This window comes from Adhaeribacter aquaticus DSM 16391, assembly GCF_000473365.1.
Lineage (GTDB): Bacteria > Bacteroidota > Bacteroidia > Cytophagales > Hymenobacteraceae > Adhaeribacter > Adhaeribacter aquaticus.
This window is the reverse complement of record NZ_KI421517.1, coordinates 1,421,457-1,446,263: the sequence shown is the minus strand read 5'-3', so window position 1 is coordinate 1,446,263 and position 24,807 is coordinate 1,421,457. Positions and strand designations below refer to the sequence as shown.

Sequence of the window (24,807 nt, the reverse complement as noted above, 5' to 3'; positions counted from 1 at the left end):
AAATTTGGTTTCGTTAAAGAGGCTATGTACAACCAAATAAGGGGCTGTATGGCAAGCTCGAACGCCAAAGGCAGGTAGCGAAAGTACGGTGTGTTCCACAGTCCGGTGGTATGGATAAGAATTTTGATGCATAAAAAATTAAAAACGACTAGTATTCCGGACAACAAAAGCTTACTTACACTTTTATGCTGGTTCAGCCATATAGAACCAGCTATTAAAAAACCTTGGGTAATACCAATGAGAAGAAGTACTTCAAAAGGAGAAAAATTGAGGGGCAATTTATAACCAGCTGTTTTAGATGAAAAAATAATTTTGTACCTCCCATAAAAACTCAGATAGCACCACCTAATTTATAATAATTTTTCAATTACTTCCTGAGTATCTATATCAAAGATTAATAATCCTTCAGAGGCATCGTTTAACTGCCCCTTCAGTAAACCATTGTTACTCCAGATAGCTGTTTCCCCACCACAATGAACGTTATCACAGTAACCAACACAATTAGCTACTGCTACTGTCATGGCGTATTTTCTGGAAATTTCTGCTAATCTTTCCTGTGCTTTAGCCATACCAGAAACTGATTTTGCTACACTAGCCAAATAAATAGTTGCGCCTTGTTTAAAAGCAGTTTCGGCATTTTCAGGCACCGATATTTCATAGCAAATTGCCAGCGCTGTATGGTGATATTCGCCAATAAAATTAAGCGTATTCCTTCCGCTTACAAAGTAGGGTTCTTCATCAGGGTGCAAGTATTTTTTAGTGTAAGTTTCGCGAGGCCGGTTAGGGGTAAAAAGCACTAAACTTATACCAATACCATTGTCTTGTCGCGTAGGTACTCCAATCCCAATAGTAATCCGGTTAGAATCACTCAATTCCTGAAAGGAATTGAATCTGGGATCATCGGGAGTGGTTGCTAACTCATTGGCTAAGGCTGGTTCATATCCCGTTATAGATAATTCAGGAAAAATAATAATATCCACGTTATGAGGCAAAGCAAGCTTTATCAGCTTTAGATGATGCTCGATATTGCGTTGGATATTTCCTTTAATAGGTCTGGTTTGGGCAACACATATTCTCATAATACCCGCAATTTAAACACAACCAGAAAATTAGTAGCTGACGCAAAACTATACGCTTTTATGGTTTTATAAAATAATTTTAAGATGGTAATCGCTTTTTCATAAAGAAGGGACTCTTTATAGGAGTCCCTTCTTAGATTTAGTTTAAAACAAAACCAATTATTACGGTTTATGTTCTTGTAACCACTTATCCAGCACCTGCTTCTCTTTTTGCTGGTCATTCTTCATTTTCTGCGCCATCGCTTTTATTTCCGGCACTTTAGCCCGGTCCAGGTAAATGTTCACCATTTCTATACCACTCTGGTGGTGCTGGCTCATCAGCACCGCAAAATGATGATCGGTAGAACCGCTCATGTTATGGTTCATGTTGGCCATCATTACCTTCATGGGCTGCATCATTTGCATGGTAAGGGCAGTGTCGCCTTTAGCATTCTTGTGGTCATCAGCAAACTTTCTGAGTTTATCCATTTCCTCTTGTTGGGTTGTCCGTATCTTTTTAGCCATATTTACCAACATCGCATCTTTCCCATTGCTTTCTTCTTCTTCCGCCATGCTTACTCCGCCTTGGTGGTGAGCGGCCATTAAATTGGTAAAATCAGTATCCGGATCACCAACCATTTTTACTTTTTGCATGTCCGTCATGTTTTCATGCATCAGGTCCATAATTTTATTAGATTGCCGGCTTCCGTATTATGCTCGGCATGCTCCCCGGTTTGCGTTGCTTCGGTCTGGCTTGAATTCTGGTTACAAGCACTAAAAAAATAGTTGCCCCTAAAAGCCATAGGCACACCTGCCTGCCTGCTCACCTCTTTTTCATAGTATTATTTTAGTTCTTTAAAATCAACAACACCTAATAACTAGGCTATTTGGGTATACGCCCTGTTTTTTGAGAAGTTAAAACCTGGATTCAATGAAGCAAACATTAAGATATAACAGGTATAAAATCAGATTTGATTTAAAAGAGAAAGGCTACTATAGAAGAATAAAAGCAATAAGTAACTATTGGCAAGGCCAGACAAGAACCAACTTCTAAAAGGCTTTAACCTTTATTTGTCTTAGTTCAATACGAGAAAGTTCAGTTAATCTGCCGGTTTCAAAAGCTTGTTCTATTTCCCAGAAATCAATGGCCGCTTTAGGTTCATAATTAATATATTCCTGAAACAAAATACCACCAACTCTTTTTGGGTTTATGGCCTTCCGGAAACGAATACCTCCGCCATCGGTAGCAAAGGTATAAGCCAGGTAATCCATTGTAAAAGTCTTTTGATTAATGTAGTACAGGAACTCGTCCTGAAAATCTTCGCCGCCACCTTCCTGCCTAAAACCAACTTTAATTTTATAATAAGGAATTTTATTGATGACAACTTTACCTAAAAGCTCTTTTTCTACAGCCGGATCATTCAGGCCCAAAGGCAGCAACGCAAAATAAATTACTGAATTAACTGAAGAACTAAATGCTTTCACCCGCTCGGCCGGTAACGCTATCTTTTGCCCGTTAATAAAGCGGGAAAAGCTATTGTTTTTTAAAACATCTCGTACCTGCCCCGTTGAATCAGAAAAAGAGTGGGTATAGGTATACAATCCATTTTTACGGGTGGCGGTATAATGTTTATCCCGAAAATTAAAAGTTATGGCTACCTGATTAAAATTCTCTCCGCCATGAACCGCAATGGCTTTGTTAATAATGGATGAAGCCTCATTATTGGTTTCGGAGGAAGCAATAACTTCCTGCCTGGAGTTATTCTGTCCGCATCCTAAGGAAAAACATATCAGGAAAAAAAAATACAACCAGTGGCGCATAGAACTATAAAGCAGGACTTAAGTACCTGCTAACGATTTGAGGACCTGAACAGACAGTAACCTTTTTTTTATTTAAAAGTATACCAAAAGTTTTATTTCTACAAAACTTCCTGTTTTACTTAGCTTTTATTTAGTTGCATGGTTAATCCTGCTGCAAAAATCCTTGATTTGCAATTTTTACTTAATTCCTTCCCCGGGCAATTCCTTGTTCTGGATACCGATCTTACTATTCAGCATGTAAGCGAGGCTTATTTAGAAGCTACTTTAACTAAACGCTCCGCCATTATCGGTCAATACTTGTTTGATGTTTTTCCGGATAATCCAGATGTATTAGAAACAAATTCGGTTAATAATTTAAAGCGCTCTCTTTTACAGGTTATTCAAACCAAAAGGCCCCAAGCCATGCCTGTTCAGCGCTACGATATTCCTAAACCGGCAGAACTAGGCGGAGGTTTTGAGGAACGGTATTGGGAACCTGTAAACACCCCCATTCTTGATGTTTCCGGAGAACTGATAGCTTTGATTCACCAGGTAAAGGATGTTACAGAAAAAGAGAAGAAAAAAGAAGTTGCCTTACGCAACGAAGAACTTATAAAAGCCATGACCCAAACCATAAACGATGTGGTATGGGACTGGAATTTAATAACCAATGACATTTGGTGGAGCGATGGATTTAATACAGGTTTTGGTTATGCTCCCCAGGAAACAGAACCAACCATTGAATCCTGGTACTCCCGCATCCACCCGGAAGATGCCCAGCGGGTAGTAGCTAGCATTCATCAGGTAATTGAGTCGGCCGGGCAAAGCCTTTGGAGTGACATCTATAGGTTTAAAAAGAAAGATGGTACCTATGCAGAAATTTTAGATAGAGGTACGGTTTTCCGCGACGAAAATGGCCTAGGTTATCGGATGATTGGCGCAATGGTAGATATTACCATCAATAAAAAAGCGGAACTGGAAGCCAAAGATAATGCAATCCGTTTGAGCCAGGTGTTGGAAAGTATGCCTCATATGTCCTGGATGGCAAATACTGCCGGACAAGTAACTTACTATAACCAACAATGGTCAAACTTTCTTGGGGTAACTTTAGAAGATTTGTATAAACTAGAGTGGGCACATTTTATGTACCCCGATGACCGGAAACGAACAATCACTATTTGGGAAAACGCGCTAAAAACAGGAGTACCTTTTGAAATTGAAAACCGGTATTTAAAGGCTCCGGAAATGGAATATAAATGGTTCCTGACCCGTGGCGTACCAATCAGGAACAGCGAAGGAGAAATAGATATCTGGACCGGCACCTGTACGTTTATCGACGACCAGAAAAAGTTAACCCAAAAGCTACAAGAGCAGGATGAGAAAATACAACTTATATTAGGGCAGGCGCCTGCTCATTTCTGCCTGATCAAAGGGGAAGAACAAATTATCGACTTTGCCACACCTGGTATCCAAAAATTGTTTGGAAACCGCGAATGCGTTGGTTTACCACTAAGTAAAGCCTGGCCCGAAATAGAAGAACAAGGCTTAACCAGCTATATGCGGCAGGTTTATGAAACAGGCAAACCCTTATTCTTCTGGGAAACGCTGGTAATGGTAGATCGGCAAAACAATGGCAACTTAACAGAAGGCTATTATGATTTTACTTATCAGCCCTTCCGGAACATACAAGATGCCATAGAAGGAGTATTGATTCTTGCCATTGAAGTAACGGATAAAGTGCTGGCCAAGCAGGAAGCCCAGAAGCTATCAGAAGAATTGATCCAGGAAAAAGAACGCTTCCAGTTTTTGGCCGAAACCATTCCGCAATTAATTTGGACTACTGATTCCAATGGATTTCATGATTATTTTAACCAGCGCTGGATAGATTTCACCGGGTATACCGTAGAAGCTAGCCAGGGCACAGAAATGTGGAATAACTTATTACACCCCGATGACCGGGAAAGAGCCCACCAACGCTGGCAACATTCACTTCAGACAGGGGCGTTCTACGAAATAGAATATCGGTTTAAAAGTAAAGAAGGTACTTATAAATGGTTCTTGGGTCAGGCTGTACCTATGCGTAATGCCCAGGGCGAAATAACAAAATGGTTTGGTACCTGCACCGATATAGAAGAACAGAAACGCTGGCAGGAAGAATTAATTTCTGCTAATGACGAACTAAAGAAAGCCAATGCTGACCTGGACAGTTTTGTGTACACCGCTTCCCATGATCTGAAATTACCTATTATTAGCATGTCCAGGATATTTTCAGAGCTGATTAGTTCTGCTCATTTTACTGATCCGGATGCAGACAAGCTGATAACCATGTTCCAGCAATCCTTAATTCAGATTAATACCACCATTCAGGATTTATCTGATATTGTAAAAGTACAGAAAGCTACCGATCATGTTCAGAAATATTTGAGTTTACAGACTATAACCGAAGAAGTAAAACTTAGTATCAATGATATCATTCAGGAAGCGGGCGCTCAAATAACAACCGACTTTAATGCTGCTCCGGAAGTATATTTTTCGCATGTAACCTTAAAAAGCATAATTTATAATTTATTAAGTAATGCCATCAAGTATCGTTCACCAGAACGAACACCAATTATTACTATTACTTCAGCATTAAAAGACCAATATACTCTGGTAACAGTGACTGATAATGGTTTAGGCATTAATTTAGCCCGCCATAAAGAAAAACTCTTTAAAATGTTTAAACGCTTTCATAACCATGTACCTGGTTCAGGTATTGGGTTATATATAGTAAACCGCTTAGTAGAAAAACAAGGTGGTTATATAGAAGTAGAAAGCGAAGTAAACAAAGGAACAACTTTTAAAATATACTTTCGGACCGAGGAGAAAAATTAGCAGGAAATGAGAAAAATTTTGCCCTTAAAGTTAATTATGTTGGTAGACGATGATGATACTACAAATTATTTAAACAAACGTTTATTAGAAGGACTTAATGCAGCAGAAAGTATTATAGTAGTTAAGGATGGCGAACAGGCGCTGGAATACTTAAATCATGCTTGCGATGAGAGTAAATCTGCCGAATATCCGTGTCCAGATTTAATATTCATGGATATAAAAATGCCGGTAATGGATGGCTTTGAATTTTTAGAAGCTTATAAAGATTCGGGCTTGGTTCAAAAACAAAATATTACCCTTTTTATGCTTACTTCTTCGGCTAGCTTCTACGATTTAGAACGCTTAAAACAATTTCCGGAAGTAAAAAGGCATTATTCTAAATCATTAACAGAACCCGACGTGAAAGCAATTTACGAAGAGTTTTTCCCCAATCATGTGCAGTTTATCTCCTAATAATAAACTTATTAATACTTAAAAATATTTATGCCTGCGCCAGCCTTTGCTGGCGTTTGTTTTTCCTAGCTGGGAACAAAATGGATTGCACGACATTACTTCTATTAAGGGTTATAATATTAGCACAGCTTTCCAAGTCATAATAATAAATAAGCTATGCTGGCCAAAATTGCTTTAGCCGACTATTTAGCCACAAGTTGTCTGGTGGGAAATAACAGGAATTCTATTAATTATTTTTTTTAATGGCCTTCTTGTTTGAATTATATAGCAACAAGTTTATTTATCTTACATTTAGTTTTTAAGACAACTATAAACTTCTACTGTAAGTCATGAAAATAGTAGCCGCTCTTTGCTTTCTTTTGCTGGGTTTTCAACTATTGGGGCATACACAATACAAGGTTATTCTGGATGCAGATATTGATTCGGATGTAGACGATGTGGAAGCTTTAGCCATGTTACATACCCTGCATGCCCAAAAGAAAATAGATTTTATTGGGGTTATTGTTACCAGCGACGATCCGTTTGCACCTGTTTGTGTGAATGCCATTAATAACTATTTCGGCCAGTCACGAATGCCAATAGGTTTCCTTAAAAACCAACCCGCGTTAAAAAATCATTCAAAATACACCCGACAAATAGCAGAAGAATTTCCGCACAAATTAGCTTCCCACGAAAAAGCCGCTGATGCTACCGCACTTTACCGTAAGTTGTTGAGCCAAAGTCCGGATTCCTCAGTAGTTATTATTACAATTGGGCACCTAACTAACTTTCAGAACTTATTAAAATCTGGTAGTGACAAATATTCTAAACTAAGCGGAAAAGATCTTGCCCATAGAAAAGTAGTTAAGTGGATTTGTATGGGCGGCACGTTTCCGGAGGGTAAAGAAGCAAACTTTTATCGTCCCGATCCGGGATCTACTTTATACAGCCTGCAGCATTGGCAAAACCCCGTAACTTTTGCCGGCTGGGAAGTAGGAAATGTTATTAAAACAGGTGGCGATTATTTAAAGAATAAGCTTTCTCCCCAAAGCCCGGTTTACCGCGCTTATCAGCTATACAATAATTTTCAGGGCCGGGCCAGTTGGGATCAGGTAGCTGTATTTTTACTAATGGACGAAGCTACCCATTTTTTTAGTGCCGTTACCCACGGCTATTGTCAGGTAAATGCCGATGGCAGCAATAAATGGATAACCGACCGCGATAGCCGACAAGAGTATGTGGTGCTTAAGCCAGATGCTAACCCCGCCGAAATTGCGAAGCTGATGGATGATATGACCAGGTAAAGTTATTTATTATATTTAGCCCTGGCGTGAGGCTTATTTAATAAGCAATTCAGTTATTCTTTATAGCCAGTATTCTACTCCAATTAGTGTTTATAGTTACCTAAAATTGATGTAAACTAAAGTTCTAACTGGTTGTAACATGAATCGTATTGATCGCTTATTTGGTATCCTGACCCTGCTGCAATCTAAAAGATATGTAACTGCCGAAACCATTTCCGAGCGGTTTGCCATTAGTATCCGGACCGTTTACCGGGATATTAAAGCCCTAGGAGAACAAGGTATACCCGTAAGCTTTGAGCCTGGCAAAGGATATTTTGTAGTACAGGGGTATTTTCTGCAACCTGTTTCGTTTAGTACCGAAGAAGCCAATGCCCTGCTCTTGATGGAATCCATGGTTTTTGGGTTTGCTGATAAATCAATTCAAACACATTACTCCAATGCCCTAAATAAAATTAAAGCTGTTTTAAAAGGGGCACAGAAAGAAAAACTGGAAAATTTAAGTCATAATATTCGGTTACAGCTGCCCCCTTGCTTTCACAATAACTACGAATATTTAACGCTCCTGCAAGAAGCCATTTCAACTAAAAGAATAATCCGGATTGCATATACTAACAACAACCAGGAAAACAGCCACCGCGAAGTAGAACCCATTGGCCTGGTATTTTACGCATTAAACTGGCACTTAATTGCCTGGTGCCATAACCGGGAGGCATACCGCGATTTTCGGGTATCGCGCATTGCTGAAGTTAAAACCACTGGAATGCCCTTCCGGAAAGAAAACCACATGCCGCTGAACGATTACATGAAACTCTTGCCGGTAAATTATTAAGTCTATTTCTGGTTTTGCTTCTAGCATCCTTGGTTTTTAACAAATGCTTTTCCCGGCCTATTGAGTTATTTATGCCCTTTTAATTAACCATCCTAAAAAAAATTTTTTACTTAAAAACAGGCTGCCATAGGGTTGTCAGTGGGGGCCTCTTTCTTTGTGCTATACCAAAACACTTAAAGCTATGTTAGAAGTTCAGACAAGTACCCTGTTTGATTTACTCCTGAAAGAAATGGAACAGGAAGCCGAAACCACCCGCAAAATGTTGTCTCGGGTTCCTGCCGATAAATTTGATTGGCAGCCGCATCCAAAAAGTGGCACAATAAGATGGTTAGCAACCCACATTGCTGAATTACCAACTTGGGTAGCCATGGCACTTACGACCGAGGAACTGGACTTTGCCGCTAACCCATACATGCCTGAAGTTATCAACCATACAACTCATTTACTGGATTATTTTGAAAATTCGTTAGCTACCGGTAAAGCAGCATTGGAGCAAGCCAAAGAAGAAACGTTTTGGGAAACCTGGATTTTGAGAAACGGTGAAGAGATTTATGGTAACTATACGAAGTATGAAGTAATCAGAATGTCCTATAGCCAAATTGTACATCACCGGGCGCAGCTAGGTGTTTACCTGCGGTTATTAAATATTCCTATCCCGGGCAGTTACGGCCCCAGCGCCGACGAAACTGATTTTTAAAAATGCGAAGGGCTGCTTTATAAAAGCAGCCCTTTTTTTGAGCAAGGGCAGCAGGGTTTAATTTATTATTTTATCTTGTAAAGTAGCTTTTTATCTTTAGCCAAAATAAGAAAAACAAGCACTCATTTTTATCCTGGAGTAGTTACTTATTTTTAGAACGGCTGGAAAACAGAACATGAAAGTACTTGGCAAGGCTCCTGCGGGAGAAAGGTTAAAAAGGATTAGGCTATCACCCCATTATCAAGACGGCACATTTCAGAACATAGAAAAAACCGAGGTGATGCTGAAAGGCGTGTCCCCGCTGAAAATGATGCGCGACTTTATAAATAAACCTGTTACGGTAAAGCCTGGTCAGCCTTTGCCTGTTATTAAAACCGATTTAAAGAATATTGCTGCAAATACTCCAGCATTTGTCTGGTTCGGGCACTCTTCTTATTTTATTAAACACTACAACTTTTCCATTCTGGTCGATCCGGTACTGGTAAACTATGCATCTCCTTTTTCTTTTATAATAAAAGGCTTTACCGGCCTGGAAGCTTATAGCCCGGCAGATTTACCTCCTATTGATCTGCTGATTATTACCCACGACCATTACGATCACCTGAACTACGAAACCATCAGCCAGATAAAGGATAAAGTAAAAAAAATCGTAGTTCCCTTAGGTGTAGGAGAACATTTAGAGTACTGGGGCATTGCTCCTGAAAAAATTACAGAATTAGACTGGTGGGAAGATACCCAGATAAATAAAAATATAAAACTTACAGCAACACCGGCCAGACACTTTTCGGGCCGTGGTTTTACCCGAAATAATACGTTATGGACTTCCTATGTGCTGGAACTGCAGGGCTATAAAATATTTTTGGGAGGCGATTCTGGCTATGATGCCCAGTTTAAAGTAATAGGTAATAAATTTGGTCCTTTTGACCTGGCTTTGCTGGAATGTGGTCAGTACGGAATAAATTGGCCTTACATACACATGTTGCCGGAACAAACCGTACAAGCGGCCTTAGATTTGCAAACAGAGGTTTTATGGCCTATCCACTGGGGTAAGTTTGCCTTAGCGTATCACCCCTGGGACGAACCGATTACCCGGGTTTTAGCGGCAGCGGCCCCACATAACTTACCAGTAGCCACACCTGCCATTGGCGAAACTTATGTTTTAGGAGATTCTACCGCCACACGTACGTGGTGGCAGTTATAAGAGGTTTATAAAGGATACTAACTGTATGTTAAACCAGATAGCTCTTGCGGACGCAGCAAACGCACTAAGAAAAGAAGAAAAGCCTTTCAAGGTGCTTTTTGAACACGGTACTCTTTCGGTAGAATTATATAAACCCGACAAAGTAGATAACCAGAATCCGCACGAGCGGGACGAAGTATATGTAATTGCCGCAGGAAGTGGGCAGTTTATTCTGGAAGGCGAAATTACAGAGGTTAAAGCCGGTGACTTTTTATTTGTTCCGGCCGGGGCTTACCATAAATTCATAAACTTTACCGCCGATTTCAGCACCTGGGTATTATTTTACGGCCCGTCGGGAGGTGAAAAAGGAATGACTACCAATTATCTATAATTTAAAGTTAAAGGTCACACCTGACATAGTGCGTGCTGTTCCGCTGGCAGGTACGTAGCCATTCCAGAGCCTAATCGGTCATAAAAATATACTTTTAGGTTCCCACCTACTTTTCAACGCGGCATAGGAACATACCTTATCATAAGCAAAACACTCTGTATTTATTTCTGCCGAGCCTGGGGGAAAAAGGTTATAATGCTATTTGAATATAGCGTTTGTAAGGGAATAATAAAGCTGTATTGTTCTTTTATCAGGTTTATTACTTCCTGTTCTGCTTTTTACCCGTACTACCATTTTGCTACTAAACCAAAGTAATTTGTTACCCATAACATGAATTCCAATACGTCCACGCAGCCAGTTGCTCCCCCAACTTACCTGGCACAATATGCGCAAACCCGGAAAAGAACTGTTAGTATTTGTGCTCCCCTGGAAACAGAAGATTATGTGGTGCAGCCAGTAGAATTTGTAAGTCCGCCGAAGTGGCATTTAGGACATACTACCTGGTTTTTTGAAACCTTTATTTTAAAACCGCACTTACCCGAATACGAAGAATTTAATCCCCAATATAACTTTGTTTTTAACAGCTATTACGAAGCCGTAGGAGCACGCGTGGTACGTACCGACCGCGGAAATTTAAGTCGCCCTACGGTAACGGATATTTACCAGTACCGGCACCACGTAGATGAAGCCATGGCTTTGTTGCTGTCTTACCCTCATTTACCAAAAGAAATAGAAGAACTGGTAACGCTGGGCCTGAACCATGAAGAACAGCACCAGGAACTTTTATTAACTGATATTAAATATATTCTGGGCCATAACCCGCTTCTGCCTCCTTATAATCACAGCTACCCAACTGCCGAAGCATCTTTAAACCAAGAAAGCTATATTAAAATGCCGGCAGACTTGTACGAAATCGGGTATAAAGGCAATGCTTTTTACTTTGATAATGAGAAAGGCCGCCACCAAGTTTATTTAGGCGCATATGAGTTATGCACCCAACTGGTAAGCACAGCAGCATATTTAGAATTTATGGAGGCAGGCGGCTATAAAGACCACAAATACTGGCATGCTGATGGTTGGGAATGGGTAAAAAATAACCAACAGGAAGCGCCATTATACTGGCACAAAATTAATAAAGAATGGCATCACTATACTTTAAGAGGGCTGGAGAAAATTAACCCGACCGAACCGGTAACGCACGTATCCTGGTACGAAGCAGCTGCTTTTGCCGCTTGGAAGGGGCAGCGCTTGCCAACAGAATTTGAATGGGAAGCCGCCGCGCCTAAACTTAACTGGGGCCAACGCTGGGAATGGACCGAAAGTGCCTATTTGCCTTACCCTAACTACATAAAAGCTCCCGGCGCTTTAGGCGAGTATAATGGCAAATTTATGATAAACCAAATGGTACTGCGCGGAGCATCTGACTTTACACCACCTAATCATTCCCGCCTGACCTATCGTAATTTCTTTCAGCCTGTTATGCAATGGCAATTAACCGGAATTAGATTGGCTAAATAAAACGTATGAATCAATTTTACCAGGACATTCTGCAAGGCTTACTGGCCACCCCAAAGTACTTACCATCAAAATACTTTTACGATGCTGAAGGCGATATTATTTTTCAGCAAATTATGCACTCACCGGAGTACTATCTCACTAACTGTGAACTCGAAATCTTACAGCATCAGACGGAAGCGCTTGTTCAGGTTTTTAAAGAGCAGTTAAACACCTACGACTTAGTGGAGTTAGGGGCCGGCGATGCTTCCAAAACTTCTTACCTTTTAAAGCATTTAGTTAACACCACTACTGCGTTCACCTATTATCCGATTGATATTTCACAGCATGTTATTGCGCTTTTAGAAACTGAACTTCCTTCAGCCATTCCGGGCCTATTGGTAACAGGATTAAATGGCGAATATTTTGACATGTTGGAAAAGGCTAATCAGCTTTCGAAAAAAAATAAAGTAGTGCTGTTTTTAGGATCTAACATTGGAAATATGTTTCCGGAGAAGTGCCTTGAATTTTGCCGGCACTTATATCAAATGCTGTTGCCCGGTGATATTTTAGTAATGGGTGTAGATCTTAAAAAACATCCCCAAACTATCTTAAGTGCTTATAACGATAGGCAAGGTTTTACCCGGAATTTCAATTTAAACTTATTGAACCGTATAAACCGCGAACTAGGAGCTGATTTTAACTTAGCTAACTTTGATCATTATCCAACCTACGATCCGGAAACAGGTTCCTGTAAAAGTTATTTAATAAGTTTAAAAGATCAACAAATTACTCTATCCAAAACAAAAGACGTTATTCAGCTGGCAGCGAATGAACCAATTTTTATGGAAGTTTCCCATAAATACAGCCCGGAGGAAATTGAGAATATAGCTCATATAACTGGTTTTACGCCAATAGCGCAATTTTACGATAGCAAACACTGGTTTACAGACGTTATATGGCAGCGGTAATAGGGCCAGACTTATCACCAAAACTGCGTCGTTCAGGTAATATCTATTTTAGGTTAAATTTAAGTTTAATTGCACCTGAATTACTGCCCTTAATAAATTGCTCCAATTCCCTCCTGATACAATTGCCCGGTTAACTAAATAAACTGAAAATACCCTCCTTTTCGCTTAAGTAGTCCTCTAAGCTTTTTAGAGATAAAAAGAAAATAAGTTAGAACAAAACCTAAACTCCCAAGTATAGCATTATCAATGGTTTAACCAACAGTTACACTAGGTTCGTATAAAATCAATTGCTACATGAACGTTATTAGAAAATTGCTTACTTCCTTTGTTTTTCCTCTTCCTAAATCATTTTTCCTGAAACATATATCCTTACCTTTGTCCGGATTTTAGCAGGCGTAAATTTTAGATTAATATTTTAACAGGACCTAGTAATTGTAATAAATACAATTACCTTTGCGACCGTTAACTATTAAATAGCAAGTCAAGCTTTTATGAAATTTTTTATCGACACAGCCAACCTGGCGCAAATTAGAGAAGCAAACGAATTAGGTATTCTGGATGGCGTTACTACGAACCCATCTTTAATGGCTAAAGAAGGCATTACAGGCGAAAAAGCAACTTTAGACCATTATAAAGCTATCTGCGAGATAGTGGATGGTGATATAAGCGCCGAGGTACTATCAACGGATTTTAAGGGCATGGTGGAAGAAGGCCAGAAATTAGCGGCCATTCATCCAAACATTGTGGTTAAAGTGCCAATGATAAAAGATGGGGTAAAAGCAATAAAATGGTTTACCGATAACGGTATTCGTACTAACTGCACATTGGTTTTCTCAGCCGGACAGGCTATTTTAGCGGCTAAAGCTGGTGCTACCTACGTATCGCCCTTTATTGGCCGGGTAGATGATATTAGCTGGGATGGATTACAGCTAATAGAACAACTAGTTCATATTTATGATGTACAAAATTATCAGACGCAAATTTTAGCAGCCTCCATCCGGAATCCAATGCACATTATTAAATGTGCCGAAATTGGTGCTGATGTTTGTACCTGCCCGCTAGAGCCAATTGTAGCATTATTAAACCATCCTTTAACCGATAGCGGCTTAAAGAAATTTTTACAGGATGCCGAAAAAATGAAAACGGCAGTTGCTGGACAATAAATTAAAAACAAAAATTTAAAATATTATAAAATGGAATTAGACGAATTAGAACACATAGCAAAACAGGTCCGCCGTGATATAGTGCGGATGGTACACCAATGTCAGTCAGGCCACCCAGGGGGGTCTTTGGGCTGTACCGATCTTCTGGTAGCGCTTTACTTTAAAGTAATGAAGCACAACCCGGACTTTAACATGCACGGTGAAGGCGAAGATCTTTTCTTTTTATCAAATGGTCACATTTCGCCGGTATGGTACAGTGTGTTGGCTCGTTCCGGTTACTTCCCGGTAGATGAACTAAAAACCTTCCGTAAACTGGATTCCCGTTTACAGGGACACCCTACTACCCACGAACATTTACCAGGTGTACGCATTGCTTCTGGTTCTTTGGGCCAGGGCTTATCAGTAGCTATTGGTGCGGCTCTTACTAAAAAATTGAATAAAGACAATGGCTTAGTATTTACCCTACACGGTGACGGTGAATTACAAGAGGGTCAGATTTGGGAAGCGGCTATGTTTGCACCACACAACAAAGTTGATAATTTGATTTCAACTATTGATGTGAACGGTCAGCAGATTGACGGTCCTACCGATGTAGTGTTATCTTTGGGTAATTTAGAAGCTAAGTGGGAAGCGTTTGGCTGGGATGTTCTAAAAATGAATGGGAACGATTTAGCTGATGTTATCAAAACTTTAGAATTAGCAAAATCCAGAGCGTTCCAGGGCAAGCCAATCATGATATTGATGCAAACTAACATGGGTCACGGCGTTGACTTTATGATGGGTACCCATAAATGGCATGGCACAGCTCCAAACGACGATCAGTTATATGCTGCTTTAAACCAGTTAGCAACAACTAATCATCAGGATTACTAGGCAACAGTACCTGGAAGTTTAATTCACTTGTTAAGAAATCGAAAATGAAGAAATATACTTATACCGAGAAGAAAGACACCCGCTCTGGCTTTGGCGCTGGCTTATTAGAGGCTGGCCGTAGAAATGAAAATGTAGTAGCGCTTTGTGCCGATTTAGTAGGCTCGCTTAAAATGGATGCGTTCATTAAAGAGTTTCCGGAGCGCTTTGTGCAGGTTGGTATTGCCGAAGCCAACATGATGGGCATTGCCGCAGGTATGACCATTGGTGGTAAAATTCCGTTTACCGGTACTTTTGCCAATTTTGCTACGGGCCGGGTTTACGACCAGATTCGTCAGTCTATTGCGTACTCCGATAAGAACGTAAAAATATGTGCTTCCCACGCAGGTTTAACGCTGGGTGAAGATGGTGCAACGCACCAGATTTTAGAAGACATTGGTTTAATGAAAATGTTGCCAGGCATGACCGTTATTAATACCTGCGATTTTAACCAAACCAAAGCCGCTACCATTGCTATTGCCGAATACGAAGGTCCCGTTTACTTACGTTTTGGTCGGCCGGTAATCCCGGTATTTACTGATCCGGATCAAAAGTTTGAAATTGGCAAAGCCTGGATGGTAAACGAAGGTACCGATGTAACCATTGTAGCAACCGGCCATTTGGTTTGGGAAGCTATAAAAGCTGGCGAAAAATTAGCCGAAATCGGCATTAACGCAGAGATCATCAATATTCATACTATCAAACCTTTAGACGAAGAAGCTATTTTGGCTTCGGTAGCTAAAACTGGTTGCGTTGTAAGTGCCGAAGAACACAATCGCTTAGGCGGCTTAGGCGACAGCATTGCACAGGTACTGATTAAACACAATCCGGTGCCAATGGAATATGTGGCTGTAAACGATAGCTTTGGCGAAAGTGGTACGCCAGAACAGTTAATGAAAAAGTATGGTCTGGATGATGATCATATTATCATGGCGGTGAAAAAAGTAATGGAGCGTAAGAACCGGAAGAAATAAGTTTTTTCTTCCCCTTTTACACTTTCTTTAAAATCTATGAGTACAAAACCTAAAGCTTTCCTTTTTGATTTAAATGGTACCATGATTGATGATATGCACTATCATGGTAAAGCGTGGCACCATATGTTAAACAACGAGTTAGGAGCCTCTTTAAGTCAGGAGGAAGTAAAGGTGCAGATGTACGGCAAGAACAGCGAAGTACTGGACCGCATCTTTGGTAAAGGCCGTTTCACTGCCGAAGAAGCAGATAAAATATCCATAGAAAAAGAGAGACGTTATCAGGAAGAATATTTCCCTTATTTATCTCTTATTAATGGTTTAGATACTTTTTTAGTGAAAGCGGAAGAAAATAATGTCGCTATGGCTATTGGCTCAGCGGCTATACCGTTCAACATTGACTTTGTACTGGACAACCTGCATATCCGGCATTACTTTAAAACTATTGTGAGTGCCGATGATGTAACGGAGAGCAAGCCACATCCAGAAACGTTTTTAAAGGCGGCTCAGCAGTTAGGTATAGCACCAGCTGATTGTGTTGTTTTTGAAGATGCGCCTAAAGGTGTGGAAGCTGCCCAAAACGCGGGTATGCCTTGCGTAGTTTTAACCACTATGCACGAAAAGGAGGAGTTCAGCCAATACCAGAATATTATTCATTTTGTGCAGGATTATACTGATCCCGTATTACGGCAATTATTTTCGGTTTCGGTTTAAGATTTTAGTACAATTATAGATTTGTTAAGTCATTCCGAGCTTGCCGAGGAAACTAAATACTACCGAACAGATGAAGCGGTATTATTTAAATCCTTCGCCAGGCTCAGGATGACAAAAATAAAAGGCTCTTACAACTTAAGAGCCTTTTATTTTTTTAGCTGCGGTTGAGTTGGTAATAAACCTCACTCCAGCGGAGTTCATTTTTAAGTTGAGTCAGCGTGGTATCTTTTCCGATCAACACGCACTCAATACCAGCGATGTCGGCAAAGTCTTGTAACTGACCAGCACTTAAGTTCTGGCTGTAGCAGGTATGATGGGCACCACCAGCTAATATCCAGGCTGCACAGCCGGTTTTCATATCCGGATAAGGTTTCCATAAAACCCGGGCTACTGGTAAGTTGGGTAAATCGTGTTCGGGCTCTACGGCTTCTACCTCGTTTACCAATAACCTAAACCGGTTACCCATATCAATAATAGAGGCATTCAAAGCCGGACCGCTACCTACGTTAAATACCAGGCGTACCGGATCCGCTTTTCCACCAATACCTAATGGATGTATTTCACAGGATGGTTTGCCCTTGGCAATTGATTCATCAATTTCCAGCATGTGTGAACCTAAAACCAGCATATTATTCGGGTCGAAGTGGTAGGTATAGTCTTCCATGAAGGCATTGCCACCCGGCAAACCACTTCCCATTACTTTCATGGCCCGCACCAACGCTGCTGTTTTCCAGTCGCCTTCTCCGGCAAAGCCATAACCGGCACCCATTAAGCGCTGCGCCGCAATGCCCGGCAACTGCACCATGCCGTGTAAATCCTCAAATGTATCAGAGAAACCTTTGAAGTTGCCGTCTTCTAAAAAGGCTTTTAAACCTAATTCTATTTTGGCTGCTTCCCGCAAATCCTTATACCGCTCTCCGCCTTTACGCAAGGCAGCTACAACCGCATAACGTTCTTCGTATTCTTTAGTAAGTTGATCTATCTCTTTGTCGCTGATTTGGTTTATGACTTTAACCAAATCACCAACGCCGTAGGTGTTTACGGAAAAGCCAAACTTTATTTCAGCTTCTACCTTATCGCCTTCGGTTACGGCTACATAGCGCATGTTATCGCCAAAGCGGGCAAACTTTGCGCCTTGCCAATCGTACCAGCCCGCCGCAACCCGGCTCCAGCCGTTAATTTCTTCCAGTACTTCCGGATCTTGCCAATGGCCCACCACTACTTTGCGGTTAATGCGCATCCGGGAAACCATAAAGCCAAACTCCCGGTCGCCGTGGGCACTTTGGTTCAGGTTCATGAAATCCATGTCAATGGAATTCCACGGAATATCCCGGTTAAACTGCGTATGCAGGTGCAGCAAAGGTTTGTTTAATATTTTCAAGCCGCCAATCCACATTTTAGCTGGTGAGAAGGTGTGCATCCAGGCAATAATACCAATGCAGTTAACAGCATTATTTACTTCCTGGCACAGCCTGAATATTTCTTCAGTTGATTTTAAAACCGGTTTAAAAACAATCTTTACCGGAATCTGCGCAGTATTATCCAAAGCCTTGGCTATTTGCTGCGAGTGCTCGGCTACCTGATTTAATGTTTCTTCGCCGTATAAGTGCTGGCTACCGGTAATAAACCAAACTTCCAGTTGTTTTAGGTTGATCATGCTATTTTGTCGCTGGTCCATGGTTTACAATCCACAGACAATAAGTAAGTTGTTAATTAATATGTAACGTGTAATCAAATTTGTTTTAAAGGTTACGTTATTAAACCTCAGAACTATATTTCATGAACCCAGGGCTAAACTTACTGCCCGTAATAAGAGTGCGGTCCGTGCTTGCGTTCATAGTGTTTCTGGATAAGGGAACCTTTTAGTCGCGGCGCATTCGGGTTTATTTGCTCCGTAAGATAAGCCATACGCGCTACTTCTTCCAGCACAGCACTGTTGTAAACAGCTTTAGCGGCGGTTTTGCCCCAGGTAAAAGGTGCGTGGTTGCCAACCAAAACCATTTCCACTTCTTCGTAACTGATACCTTTATCCTGCAGGTAATTTATAATTTGGTAACCGGTTTGGTACTCATAATCACCCCGGATCATCTCATCGCTCATAGGTGGGGCACATGGGATATCTACGGTATTATGGTCGGCATGCGTGGTGCCGTAAATAGGAACATCGCGCTGCGATTGTGCCCAGGCCGTAGCATACGTGGAATGTGTATGAACAATGCCGTTAATGTTTTCCCAATTGTTGTATAACACCGCATGGGTTAAGGTATCAGAAGAAGGACGCAAATCCCCCTCCACGGTTTTACCCACAAAGTCTACAATCACCATTTTTTCCGGAGATAATTCCTCGTAAGGCACCCCGCTGGGTTTAATGGCAAAAACGCCTAATTCGCGGTCGGCGGCGCTTACATTGCCAAAAGTAAAAAGCACTAAACCTAATTTAGGCAGTTGCATATTGGCCTGGTAAGCTTCTTCTCTTATATGCTGGTATTTACTCATAAATTTCTGTAGTTAATTAGTTTCGCTGCGTTTCATAAGCCTGCGTACCCGTTTCGGGCAAATCAGAACTAGCAGGTGTCTGCAGTTGATTTGTTTGGCTCTGAATGAACGTTCCTAATTGGGAATATTTCTGGTAGCGTTTGGCATATATTTTTGCGCGGGTTGCATCCGGTACGTATTCGGCATCAAAGCCTTGCCCCATGGCAGCCATGGCTTCTTCTACTTTCGGGTACAAGCCGGCCGCTGTAGCAGCAAACATAGCCGCTCCAATAGCGCAGGTCTGCTCTGATTTATGAATCCGAATAGACATGTTCATCACATCAGCCATCATTTGCATAATAAACGGAGATTTACGGGCCACACCGCCTAAACCAATTAAACCTTTTACCGGGACCCCTTGCTCATTAAACCGATCCACTATTTTCCTTGCGCCAAAACAGGTGGCCTCTACCAAAGCCCGAAATATTTGCGGAGCATCGCTGCCTAAATTTAAACCCGAAACCGCACCTTTTAATAACTGGTTAGCATCCGGTGTCCGGCGGCCATTAAGCCAATCCAAAGCATATTCATTTTCTTCCGATAAAGGTATTTCGGCGGCTTGCTTACTTAACTCCGGAATAATTTTAGCAGAAAGCTCTTCAACCAAATTATTCATTGTATTCTGATCTATGACCTGAGATTGGGATAACAGGTTTTGTAATGGCCATAAAAGTACTTTCCGAAACCAGGCATAGACATCGCCAAAGGCAGATTGCCCAGCTTCCATCCCCATCATGCCCGGAATAACAGAACCTGGCACCTGGCCACAAATACCTTTCACTAAAGTGTCCTGCACTTCTTCTATGGGGGCTACCAACATATCGCAGGTAGATGTACCCATTACTTTACTTAAATAATACGGTTCAATCTGCCCCCCAACTGCGCCCATGTGCGCATCAAAAGCACCTACTCCTATTACTACCTCAGTACCTAAGCCTAATTTAGCTGCCCATTCCGGGCTTAAAGTACCGGCCGCTACATCAGCCGGAAAAGTCTGGGTAAATAAACGGGAAGTAAAACCACTCAGGACGGGGTCTAACGAAACAAAGAATTCTTCGGGAGGTAAACCACTAAACGCATCGGCCCATAAAGCTTTATGTCCGGCGGCACATACGCTACGCTTCATCTCTTCAATGGCCGTTCCTCCGGTTAGCACAAATGGTATCCAATCGCAATGTTCTACCCAGGAATAACAGGATGCCCGTACTTTTTCATCTACCCGTAAGGTGCGCAACAGTTTAGCCCAGAACCATTCACTGGAATAAATACCACCAACATATTGCAAATAATTAGTTTCGAACTTTGCTGCATGCTCATTTATTTCGGCAGCTTCTTTTACCCCGGTATGGTCTTTCCATAAAACAAACATAGCATTAGGGTTTTCGGCAAACTCAGGCAATAAAGCCAGGGGTGTACCAGATTTATCTACTGCTACCGGCGTAGAACCAGTGGTATCAACCGAAATACCTTTAATGGCTTTAGCTACGGATTCTCCGGCCTGAACCACACAAGCTTTAATAGTGTGCTCTAAACCTTCCAGGTAATCTAAAGGGTGCTGCCGAGACTGATTTATTACGGTATTACAATAAAGCCCTGCTTTCCAGCGGGGGTAATAAAATACCGAAGAAGCCACTTCCTTTCCGTTTTGCGCATTGACAATTACCGACCGAACTGAATCAGTTCCGTAATCAACTCCAATTACATATGAATCCGTAGACATAGTTATTTATAAGAAATGTCAAATTAACGCTTATTATTTTATTTTAAAAACTTTGAATTGAAATATTAAAATGCGCACAATCAGAAGAGCTAAAATAACATTAATAACCTTACTTAATCTGCAACAGCTTGTTTAAATTATATCCTAAATAAACACCCATTTTGTAAAAATAACTGCCTGCCCCTGGTACTGCTTACTGGCATTGTAAATATTCCAAAGGGTAGCATCTTTTATAATAAACCTTTTTCCGGTGCTGGAGATGCGTACCCCTGTATAATTGGAGATGTAACCATTCTTATGGGCTTCTTCCAGCATAGCTTGTCTTTCTGCCACCGCTACCGGTTCGGCCGATAAACGGGAGGGCAAGGCTGTAAATTGCTCCCAGTTCATTTCCCAGAGTCGCTGCCCCGTTTTATTGGCGTAGTTAAATACCGGATCGGACTGAGCACCGTGAGATAGTACCACAAAAGGAGCTTCGTATAACTTATCTGCTAGTTCTGAGGCAGTAAATTCACCTTCCAGTAATACTTTACCTGTTACCAGCCTGTAAGAATCATACAATAATTTACTGTGTTGAATAAGGAAATCTGCCTTCATTTTACACTTTACCAATGGCCAAAGCCAAATTTAAAATTATAAGGAGCTACTAAATAATTAACTAAAAATAAAATATTGCTAATAAAGCGTTAAAATTGTGTTTTATTTTAGAAGACGCAGGTAATGGCGCTTAATTATAATCGCATAGTAGTAAAAATAGGCTCAAATGTGCTCACCCAGAAAAACGGCATGCCCGATGTGGACCGCATGCAACACCTGGTAGATCAAATAAATGAGCTTAAAAAAAGTGGAAAAGAAGTAGTAGTGGTGTCGTCAGGAGCAGTAGCTTCTGGTCGTAGCCTGATTACGGTATCCGAAAAAGCAGATGCCGTTAGCACTCGCCAGTTATTAGCCTCGGTGGGCCAGGTAAAACTTATAAATACCTACTCAGAGCTTTTTAACAGGCACAACCTTATTTGCGCCCAGGTATTGGTTACCAAAGAAGATTTCCGGGACCGGCTGCATTACCTGAACATGCAAAACTGCTTCCGGATTTTACTCCAGAATAACGTTATCCCGATTGTAAATGAGAACGATGTTATTTCGGTAACAGAATTGATGTTTACGGATAACGATGAGTTGGCTGGTTTAATAGCTTCTATGCTGGATGCCGATGCGTTAATAATTCTGAGTAATGTAAGCGGTATTTACAACGGCGATCCTAAAGAACCTGGCACTGAGGTAATCCAGGAAATAGATGCTACTACCGGGTTTACTTCTTTTATAACCGCCCAGCGTTCGCAGTTTGGCCGGGGAGGCATGGTTACCAAAAGCCATATGGCCAGCAAAGTAGCGCAGCTAGGTATTGCCGTACATATTGCCAGCGGCAAAACCTGGAACGTGTTGCCTAAATTATTAAATGGCGAAGTTGTAAATACACGCTTTGTACCAAATAAAACCGCTTCCGGCAAAAAGAAATGGATTGCTCACTCTGAAAATTATACCAAGGGAGCAGTGCAGATAAATGCCGGTGCCAAAGCAGCCTTAAACTCTTCCAAAGCCACCAGCTTGTTGCCCGTAGGGGTAATCAAGATTATTGGTGAATTTCAGAAAGGAGATATAATTAAGGTATTAGATGAGCAGGAGAAGCAGATAGGCCAGGGTATTGCCGAATATAGTTCTGAAAAAGCCGCCGAACGTATCGGTCAGAAAAACCAAAAACCCCTGGTACATTATGATTACTTATTTTTAAATCCTGAACTCAATTAAAAATGAACATAAATTTAATTTTTGAGAACACGCAGAAAGCCAGCCGCCAGCTTGGGTTGTTGGCCTCTGAAAAGGTAAATGCAATTTTACATGATGTGGCGGATGCTGCCGTTGCGCAAACTCCTTACCTGCTCTCTGAAAATGAAAAAGACTTAGCTCGCATGAGCCCGACTGATCCTAAATTTGATCGGTTAAAGCTATCCGAAGCCCGCATCAAGGATATTGCCAAAGACATGAAAAGCGTGGCAACCCTGCCATCGCCACTAGGCAAAGTACTGATGCAAAATAATCTACAAAACGGCTTGCAGCTATCTAAAGTGAGCGTACCAATGGGTGTAATTGGTATTATTTACGAAGCGCGTCCGAACGTAACCTTTGATGTATTTGCCCTTTGTTTGAAAACTGGCAATGCCAGTATTTTGAAAGGCGGTAGTGATGCATCTTTCTCCAACGAGGCTATCATGTCAGTTATCCACGGGGTGTTAAAACAACACGAAGTAGATCCGAATGTAGCGTCTTTGTTGCCACCCGATCGTGCTGCCACAGAAGCGTTACTGAATGCGGTTGGTTACGTGGATGTTATTATCCCAAGAGGTAGTCAGGCCTTAATTGATTTTGTGCGGAAGAATGCCCGCGTACCAGTTATTGAAACCGGCGCCGGTATTGTACATACGTATTTTGACCAAACCGGCGATGTAAACAAAGGCAAAGCTATTATAAACAATGCCAAAACGCGCCGGGTAAGCGTGTGCAATGCCTTAGATTGTTTATTGATCAATGAAAACCGGGTTACCGATTTACCTGCTCTAGTGGAGCTGTTACCTCAATCTAATGTAACAGTTTATGCCGATGAGCCAGCTTTAGCCGCCTTACAAGGAAAATACCCATCGGAGCTGTTACAGCCAGCTACGGACGAGCATTTTGGTACAGAATTTTTAGATTACAAGCTGGCAGTTAAAACAGTAAAAGATTTAACCGAAGCGTTGGATCATATTGCTAATTATAGCTCCAAACATAGCGAGGCAATAATTTCTGAGGATACCGAAAATATTGAGAAATTCCTGAATGAAGTAGATGCGGCTGCGGTTTATGCCAATACGTCCACTGCCTTTACCGATGGAGCACAGTTTGGGCTAGGAGCAGAAATTGGTATTAGCACGCAAAAACTACATGCGCGGGGTCCAATGAGTTTAGAAGAACTTACCAGTTATAAATGGATTGTAAAAGGAGATGGGCAAATACGCGCTTAAGTTTATTTAAGCAATAACTAAAAAAGGTCAGTTCTTTATAGCGCTGACCTTTTTTAGTTATTGTGGGTTACTTCTTGTTTTGCAGGATTTCCCGCAAGTTCTGAAAAGTATAATAAGGCCCGGTACTGGATGCCAGATTTACTAACCAGGCTGGCAATGACCCGCCTGGATTAACCCGAAAAGTATATTCTACCTGTAGCCGATCTCCGGCGACAGGGGTAACCTCCCAAATAGCTAAGGCATCCGGCACCCGGACATAACCGGGTTTGGGCCCCAGAAAGCCAGGAAGCCCTCTGGACTCAATATGTAGTTTTTTTGTAACTGGGTCTTCTTCAAAGGTTAATTCGGTAACAAAATCGCGGTCACTAATGGGCCAGGGCATGTCGGCCTGGGTATAATAAATAATATTATTCTCACTTTTTTTCTTCAACACATGAGAACTCCGAACACTGTATACCCAATTCTTCTGATTATCAACATCTTTTAAAACGCCCATTAATTTTTGGGTAGTACCTGGCAGTTCGCATAGGACCTTTAACTCTTTGAACCCATTACCTTGTAATTTACGGCTATACACCCTAATGCCATTCTCATCTTTACGTAATTCCCATTTCTCCTGTGCATACCCACTCAGGCATATACCTAAAGCAAACAGCCCGAGAAAAACAGCCTTTATTTTATTCATAATAGAGTTTATCAGATTTCTGTA

23 protein-coding genes are annotated in these 24,807 nt (G+C 41.3%); 15 read left to right on the top strand and 8 right to left on the bottom strand.

Annotated elements, in window-relative coordinates; genetic code table 11:
• Positions 1 to 350: 350 nt before the first annotated feature.
• From ADHAQ_RS0108380 to ADHAQ_RS25010, 3 genes are all read right to left on the bottom strand, one after another.
• Positions 351 to 1,079 (bottom strand): carbon-nitrogen hydrolase family protein, encoded by a 729-nt coding sequence (locus tag ADHAQ_RS0108380; protein WP_026462547.1) that lies wholly within the window; start codon positions 1,077 to 1,079, stop codon positions 351 to 353.
• A 162-nt stretch (positions 1,080 to 1,241) separates the two neighbouring features.
• Positions 1,242 to 1,742 (bottom strand): DUF305 domain-containing protein, encoded by a 501-nt coding sequence (locus ADHAQ_RS0108375; protein ID WP_084523791.1) that lies wholly within the window; start codon positions 1,740 to 1,742, stop codon positions 1,242 to 1,244.
• A 366-nt stretch (positions 1,743 to 2,108) separates the two neighbouring features.
• Entirely contained in the window at positions 2,109 to 2,879 is a 771-nt protein-coding gene (locus ADHAQ_RS25010) for a DUF6503 family protein (RefSeq protein ID WP_245590587.1), read from the bottom strand.
• A 138-nt stretch (positions 2,880 to 3,017) separates the two neighbouring features.
• Between ADHAQ_RS25010 and ADHAQ_RS0108360 the strand changes: the two genes are divergently transcribed.
• The 13 genes from ADHAQ_RS0108360 to ADHAQ_RS0108295 all read left to right on the top strand — a co-directional run bounded on the left by ADHAQ_RS0108360 (position 3,018) and on the right by ADHAQ_RS0108295 (position 16,787).
• Positions 3,018 to 5,732: a PAS domain-containing protein gene (locus ADHAQ_RS0108360; RefSeq protein ID WP_026462545.1), complete on the top strand. Its 2,715-nt coding sequence runs from the start codon at positions 3,018 to 3,020 to the stop codon at positions 5,730 to 5,732.
• A 6-nt stretch (positions 5,733 to 5,738) separates the two neighbouring features.
• The gene (locus ADHAQ_RS0108355) at positions 5,739 to 6,185 is read left to right on the top strand and encodes a response regulator (protein ID WP_026462544.1); all 447 of its coding nucleotides are present in this window, start codon (positions 5,739 to 5,741) and stop codon (positions 6,183 to 6,185) included.
• Between the two features lie 329 nt (positions 6,186 to 6,514).
• On the top strand, positions 6,515 to 7,468 hold the full coding sequence (locus ADHAQ_RS0108345; protein WP_051359798.1) for a nucleoside hydrolase: 954 nt from the start codon (positions 6,515 to 6,517) through the stop codon (positions 7,466 to 7,468).
• Between the two features lie 139 nt (positions 7,469 to 7,607).
• Complete coding sequence (locus ADHAQ_RS0108340) at positions 7,608 to 8,297, top strand: helix-turn-helix transcriptional regulator (protein ID WP_026462542.1); 690 nt, start codon at positions 7,608 to 7,610, stop codon at positions 8,295 to 8,297.
• A gap of 181 nt (positions 8,298 to 8,478) precedes the next feature.
• Positions 8,479 to 8,994 (top strand): DinB family protein, encoded by a 516-nt coding sequence (locus ADHAQ_RS0108335; protein WP_071781101.1) that lies wholly within the window; start codon positions 8,479 to 8,481, stop codon positions 8,992 to 8,994.
• A 175-nt stretch (positions 8,995 to 9,169) separates the two neighbouring features.
• Positions 9,170 to 10,195, top strand: coding sequence for an MBL fold metallo-hydrolase (locus ADHAQ_RS0108330; protein WP_026462540.1), 1,026 nt, complete (start codon positions 9,170 to 9,172; stop codon positions 10,193 to 10,195).
• Positions 10,196 to 10,220: 25 nt separating this feature from the next.
• Positions 10,221 to 10,565 carry a cupin domain-containing protein gene (locus ADHAQ_RS0108325; protein WP_034256692.1) on the top strand — a complete coding sequence of 115 codons (345 nt, stop codon included), beginning with the start codon at positions 10,221 to 10,223 and terminating at the stop codon, positions 10,563 to 10,565.
• Positions 10,566 to 10,895: 330 nt separating this feature from the next.
• The gene (gene egtB, locus ADHAQ_RS0108320) at positions 10,896 to 12,083 is read left to right on the top strand and encodes an ergothioneine biosynthesis protein EgtB (RefSeq protein ID WP_051359797.1); all 1,188 of its coding nucleotides are present in this window, start codon (positions 10,896 to 10,898) and stop codon (positions 12,081 to 12,083) included.
• A 5-nt stretch (positions 12,084 to 12,088) separates the two neighbouring features.
• Positions 12,089 to 13,030, top strand: coding sequence for an L-histidine N(alpha)-methyltransferase (locus ADHAQ_RS0108315; protein WP_034256690.1), 942 nt, complete (start codon positions 12,089 to 12,091; stop codon positions 13,028 to 13,030).
• 491 nt (positions 13,031 to 13,521) lie between these two features.
• The gene (fsa, locus tag ADHAQ_RS0108310) at positions 13,522 to 14,193 is read left to right on the top strand and encodes a fructose-6-phosphate aldolase (protein WP_026462536.1); all 672 of its coding nucleotides are present in this window, start codon (positions 13,522 to 13,524) and stop codon (positions 14,191 to 14,193) included.
• Positions 14,194 to 14,223: 30 nt separating this feature from the next.
• Positions 14,224 to 15,066, top strand: coding sequence for a transketolase (locus tag ADHAQ_RS0108305; RefSeq protein ID WP_026462535.1), 843 nt, complete (start codon positions 14,224 to 14,226; stop codon positions 15,064 to 15,066).
• 44 nt (positions 15,067 to 15,110) lie between these two features.
• Entirely contained in the window at positions 15,111 to 16,076 is a 966-nt protein-coding gene (locus ADHAQ_RS0108300) for a transketolase family protein (RefSeq protein WP_026462534.1), read from the top strand.
• A 36-nt stretch (positions 16,077 to 16,112) separates the two neighbouring features.
• Positions 16,113 to 16,787 carry an HAD family hydrolase gene (locus ADHAQ_RS0108295; protein WP_026462533.1) on the top strand — a complete coding sequence of 225 codons (675 nt, stop codon included), beginning with the start codon at positions 16,113 to 16,115 and terminating at the stop codon, positions 16,785 to 16,787.
• Positions 16,788 to 16,941: 154 nt separating this feature from the next.
• On the opposite strand, the gene araA is transcribed toward ADHAQ_RS0108295, so the two are convergent.
• From araA to ADHAQ_RS0108275, 4 genes are all read right to left on the bottom strand, one after another.
• Positions 16,942 to 18,444 carry an L-arabinose isomerase gene (gene araA / locus ADHAQ_RS0108290; protein WP_026462532.1) on the bottom strand — a complete coding sequence of 501 codons (1,503 nt, stop codon included), beginning with the start codon at positions 18,442 to 18,444 and terminating at the stop codon, positions 16,942 to 16,944.
• 140 nt (positions 18,445 to 18,584) lie between these two features.
• Complete coding sequence (locus tag ADHAQ_RS0108285) at positions 18,585 to 19,283, bottom strand: L-ribulose-5-phosphate 4-epimerase (RefSeq protein WP_026462531.1); 699 nt, start codon at positions 19,281 to 19,283, stop codon at positions 18,585 to 18,587.
• A gap of 16 nt (positions 19,284 to 19,299) precedes the next feature.
• Positions 19,300 to 21,042, bottom strand: a complete 1,743-nt coding sequence (locus ADHAQ_RS25005) for a ribulokinase (RefSeq protein WP_051359796.1) — start codon at positions 21,040 to 21,042, stop codon at positions 19,300 to 19,302.
• Positions 21,043 to 21,186: 144 nt separating this feature from the next.
• Positions 21,187 to 21,639 carry an MEKHLA domain-containing protein gene (locus ADHAQ_RS0108275; RefSeq protein ID WP_026462530.1) on the bottom strand — a complete coding sequence of 151 codons (453 nt, stop codon included), beginning with the start codon at positions 21,637 to 21,639 and terminating at the stop codon, positions 21,187 to 21,189.
• A gap of 123 nt (positions 21,640 to 21,762) precedes the next feature.
• Between ADHAQ_RS0108275 and proB the strand changes: the two genes are divergently transcribed.
• Positions 21,763 to 22,848, top strand: a complete 1,086-nt coding sequence (proB, locus tag ADHAQ_RS0108270; RefSeq protein WP_026462529.1) for a glutamate 5-kinase — start codon at positions 21,763 to 21,765, stop codon at positions 22,846 to 22,848.
• A 2-nt stretch (positions 22,849 to 22,850) separates the two neighbouring features.
• A complete protein-coding gene (locus tag ADHAQ_RS0108265) occupies positions 22,851 to 24,098 on the top strand; it encodes a glutamate-5-semialdehyde dehydrogenase (protein ID WP_026462528.1) in 1,248 nt (415 codons plus the stop codon).
• A 67-nt stretch (positions 24,099 to 24,165) separates the two neighbouring features.
• Here the strand turns inward: ADHAQ_RS0108265 and ADHAQ_RS25000 are convergent, their stop codons facing one another.
• Entirely contained in the window at positions 24,166 to 24,783 is a 618-nt protein-coding gene (locus ADHAQ_RS25000) for an START domain-containing protein (RefSeq protein ID WP_051359795.1), read from the bottom strand.
• Positions 24,784 to 24,807: the final 24 nt, after the last annotated feature.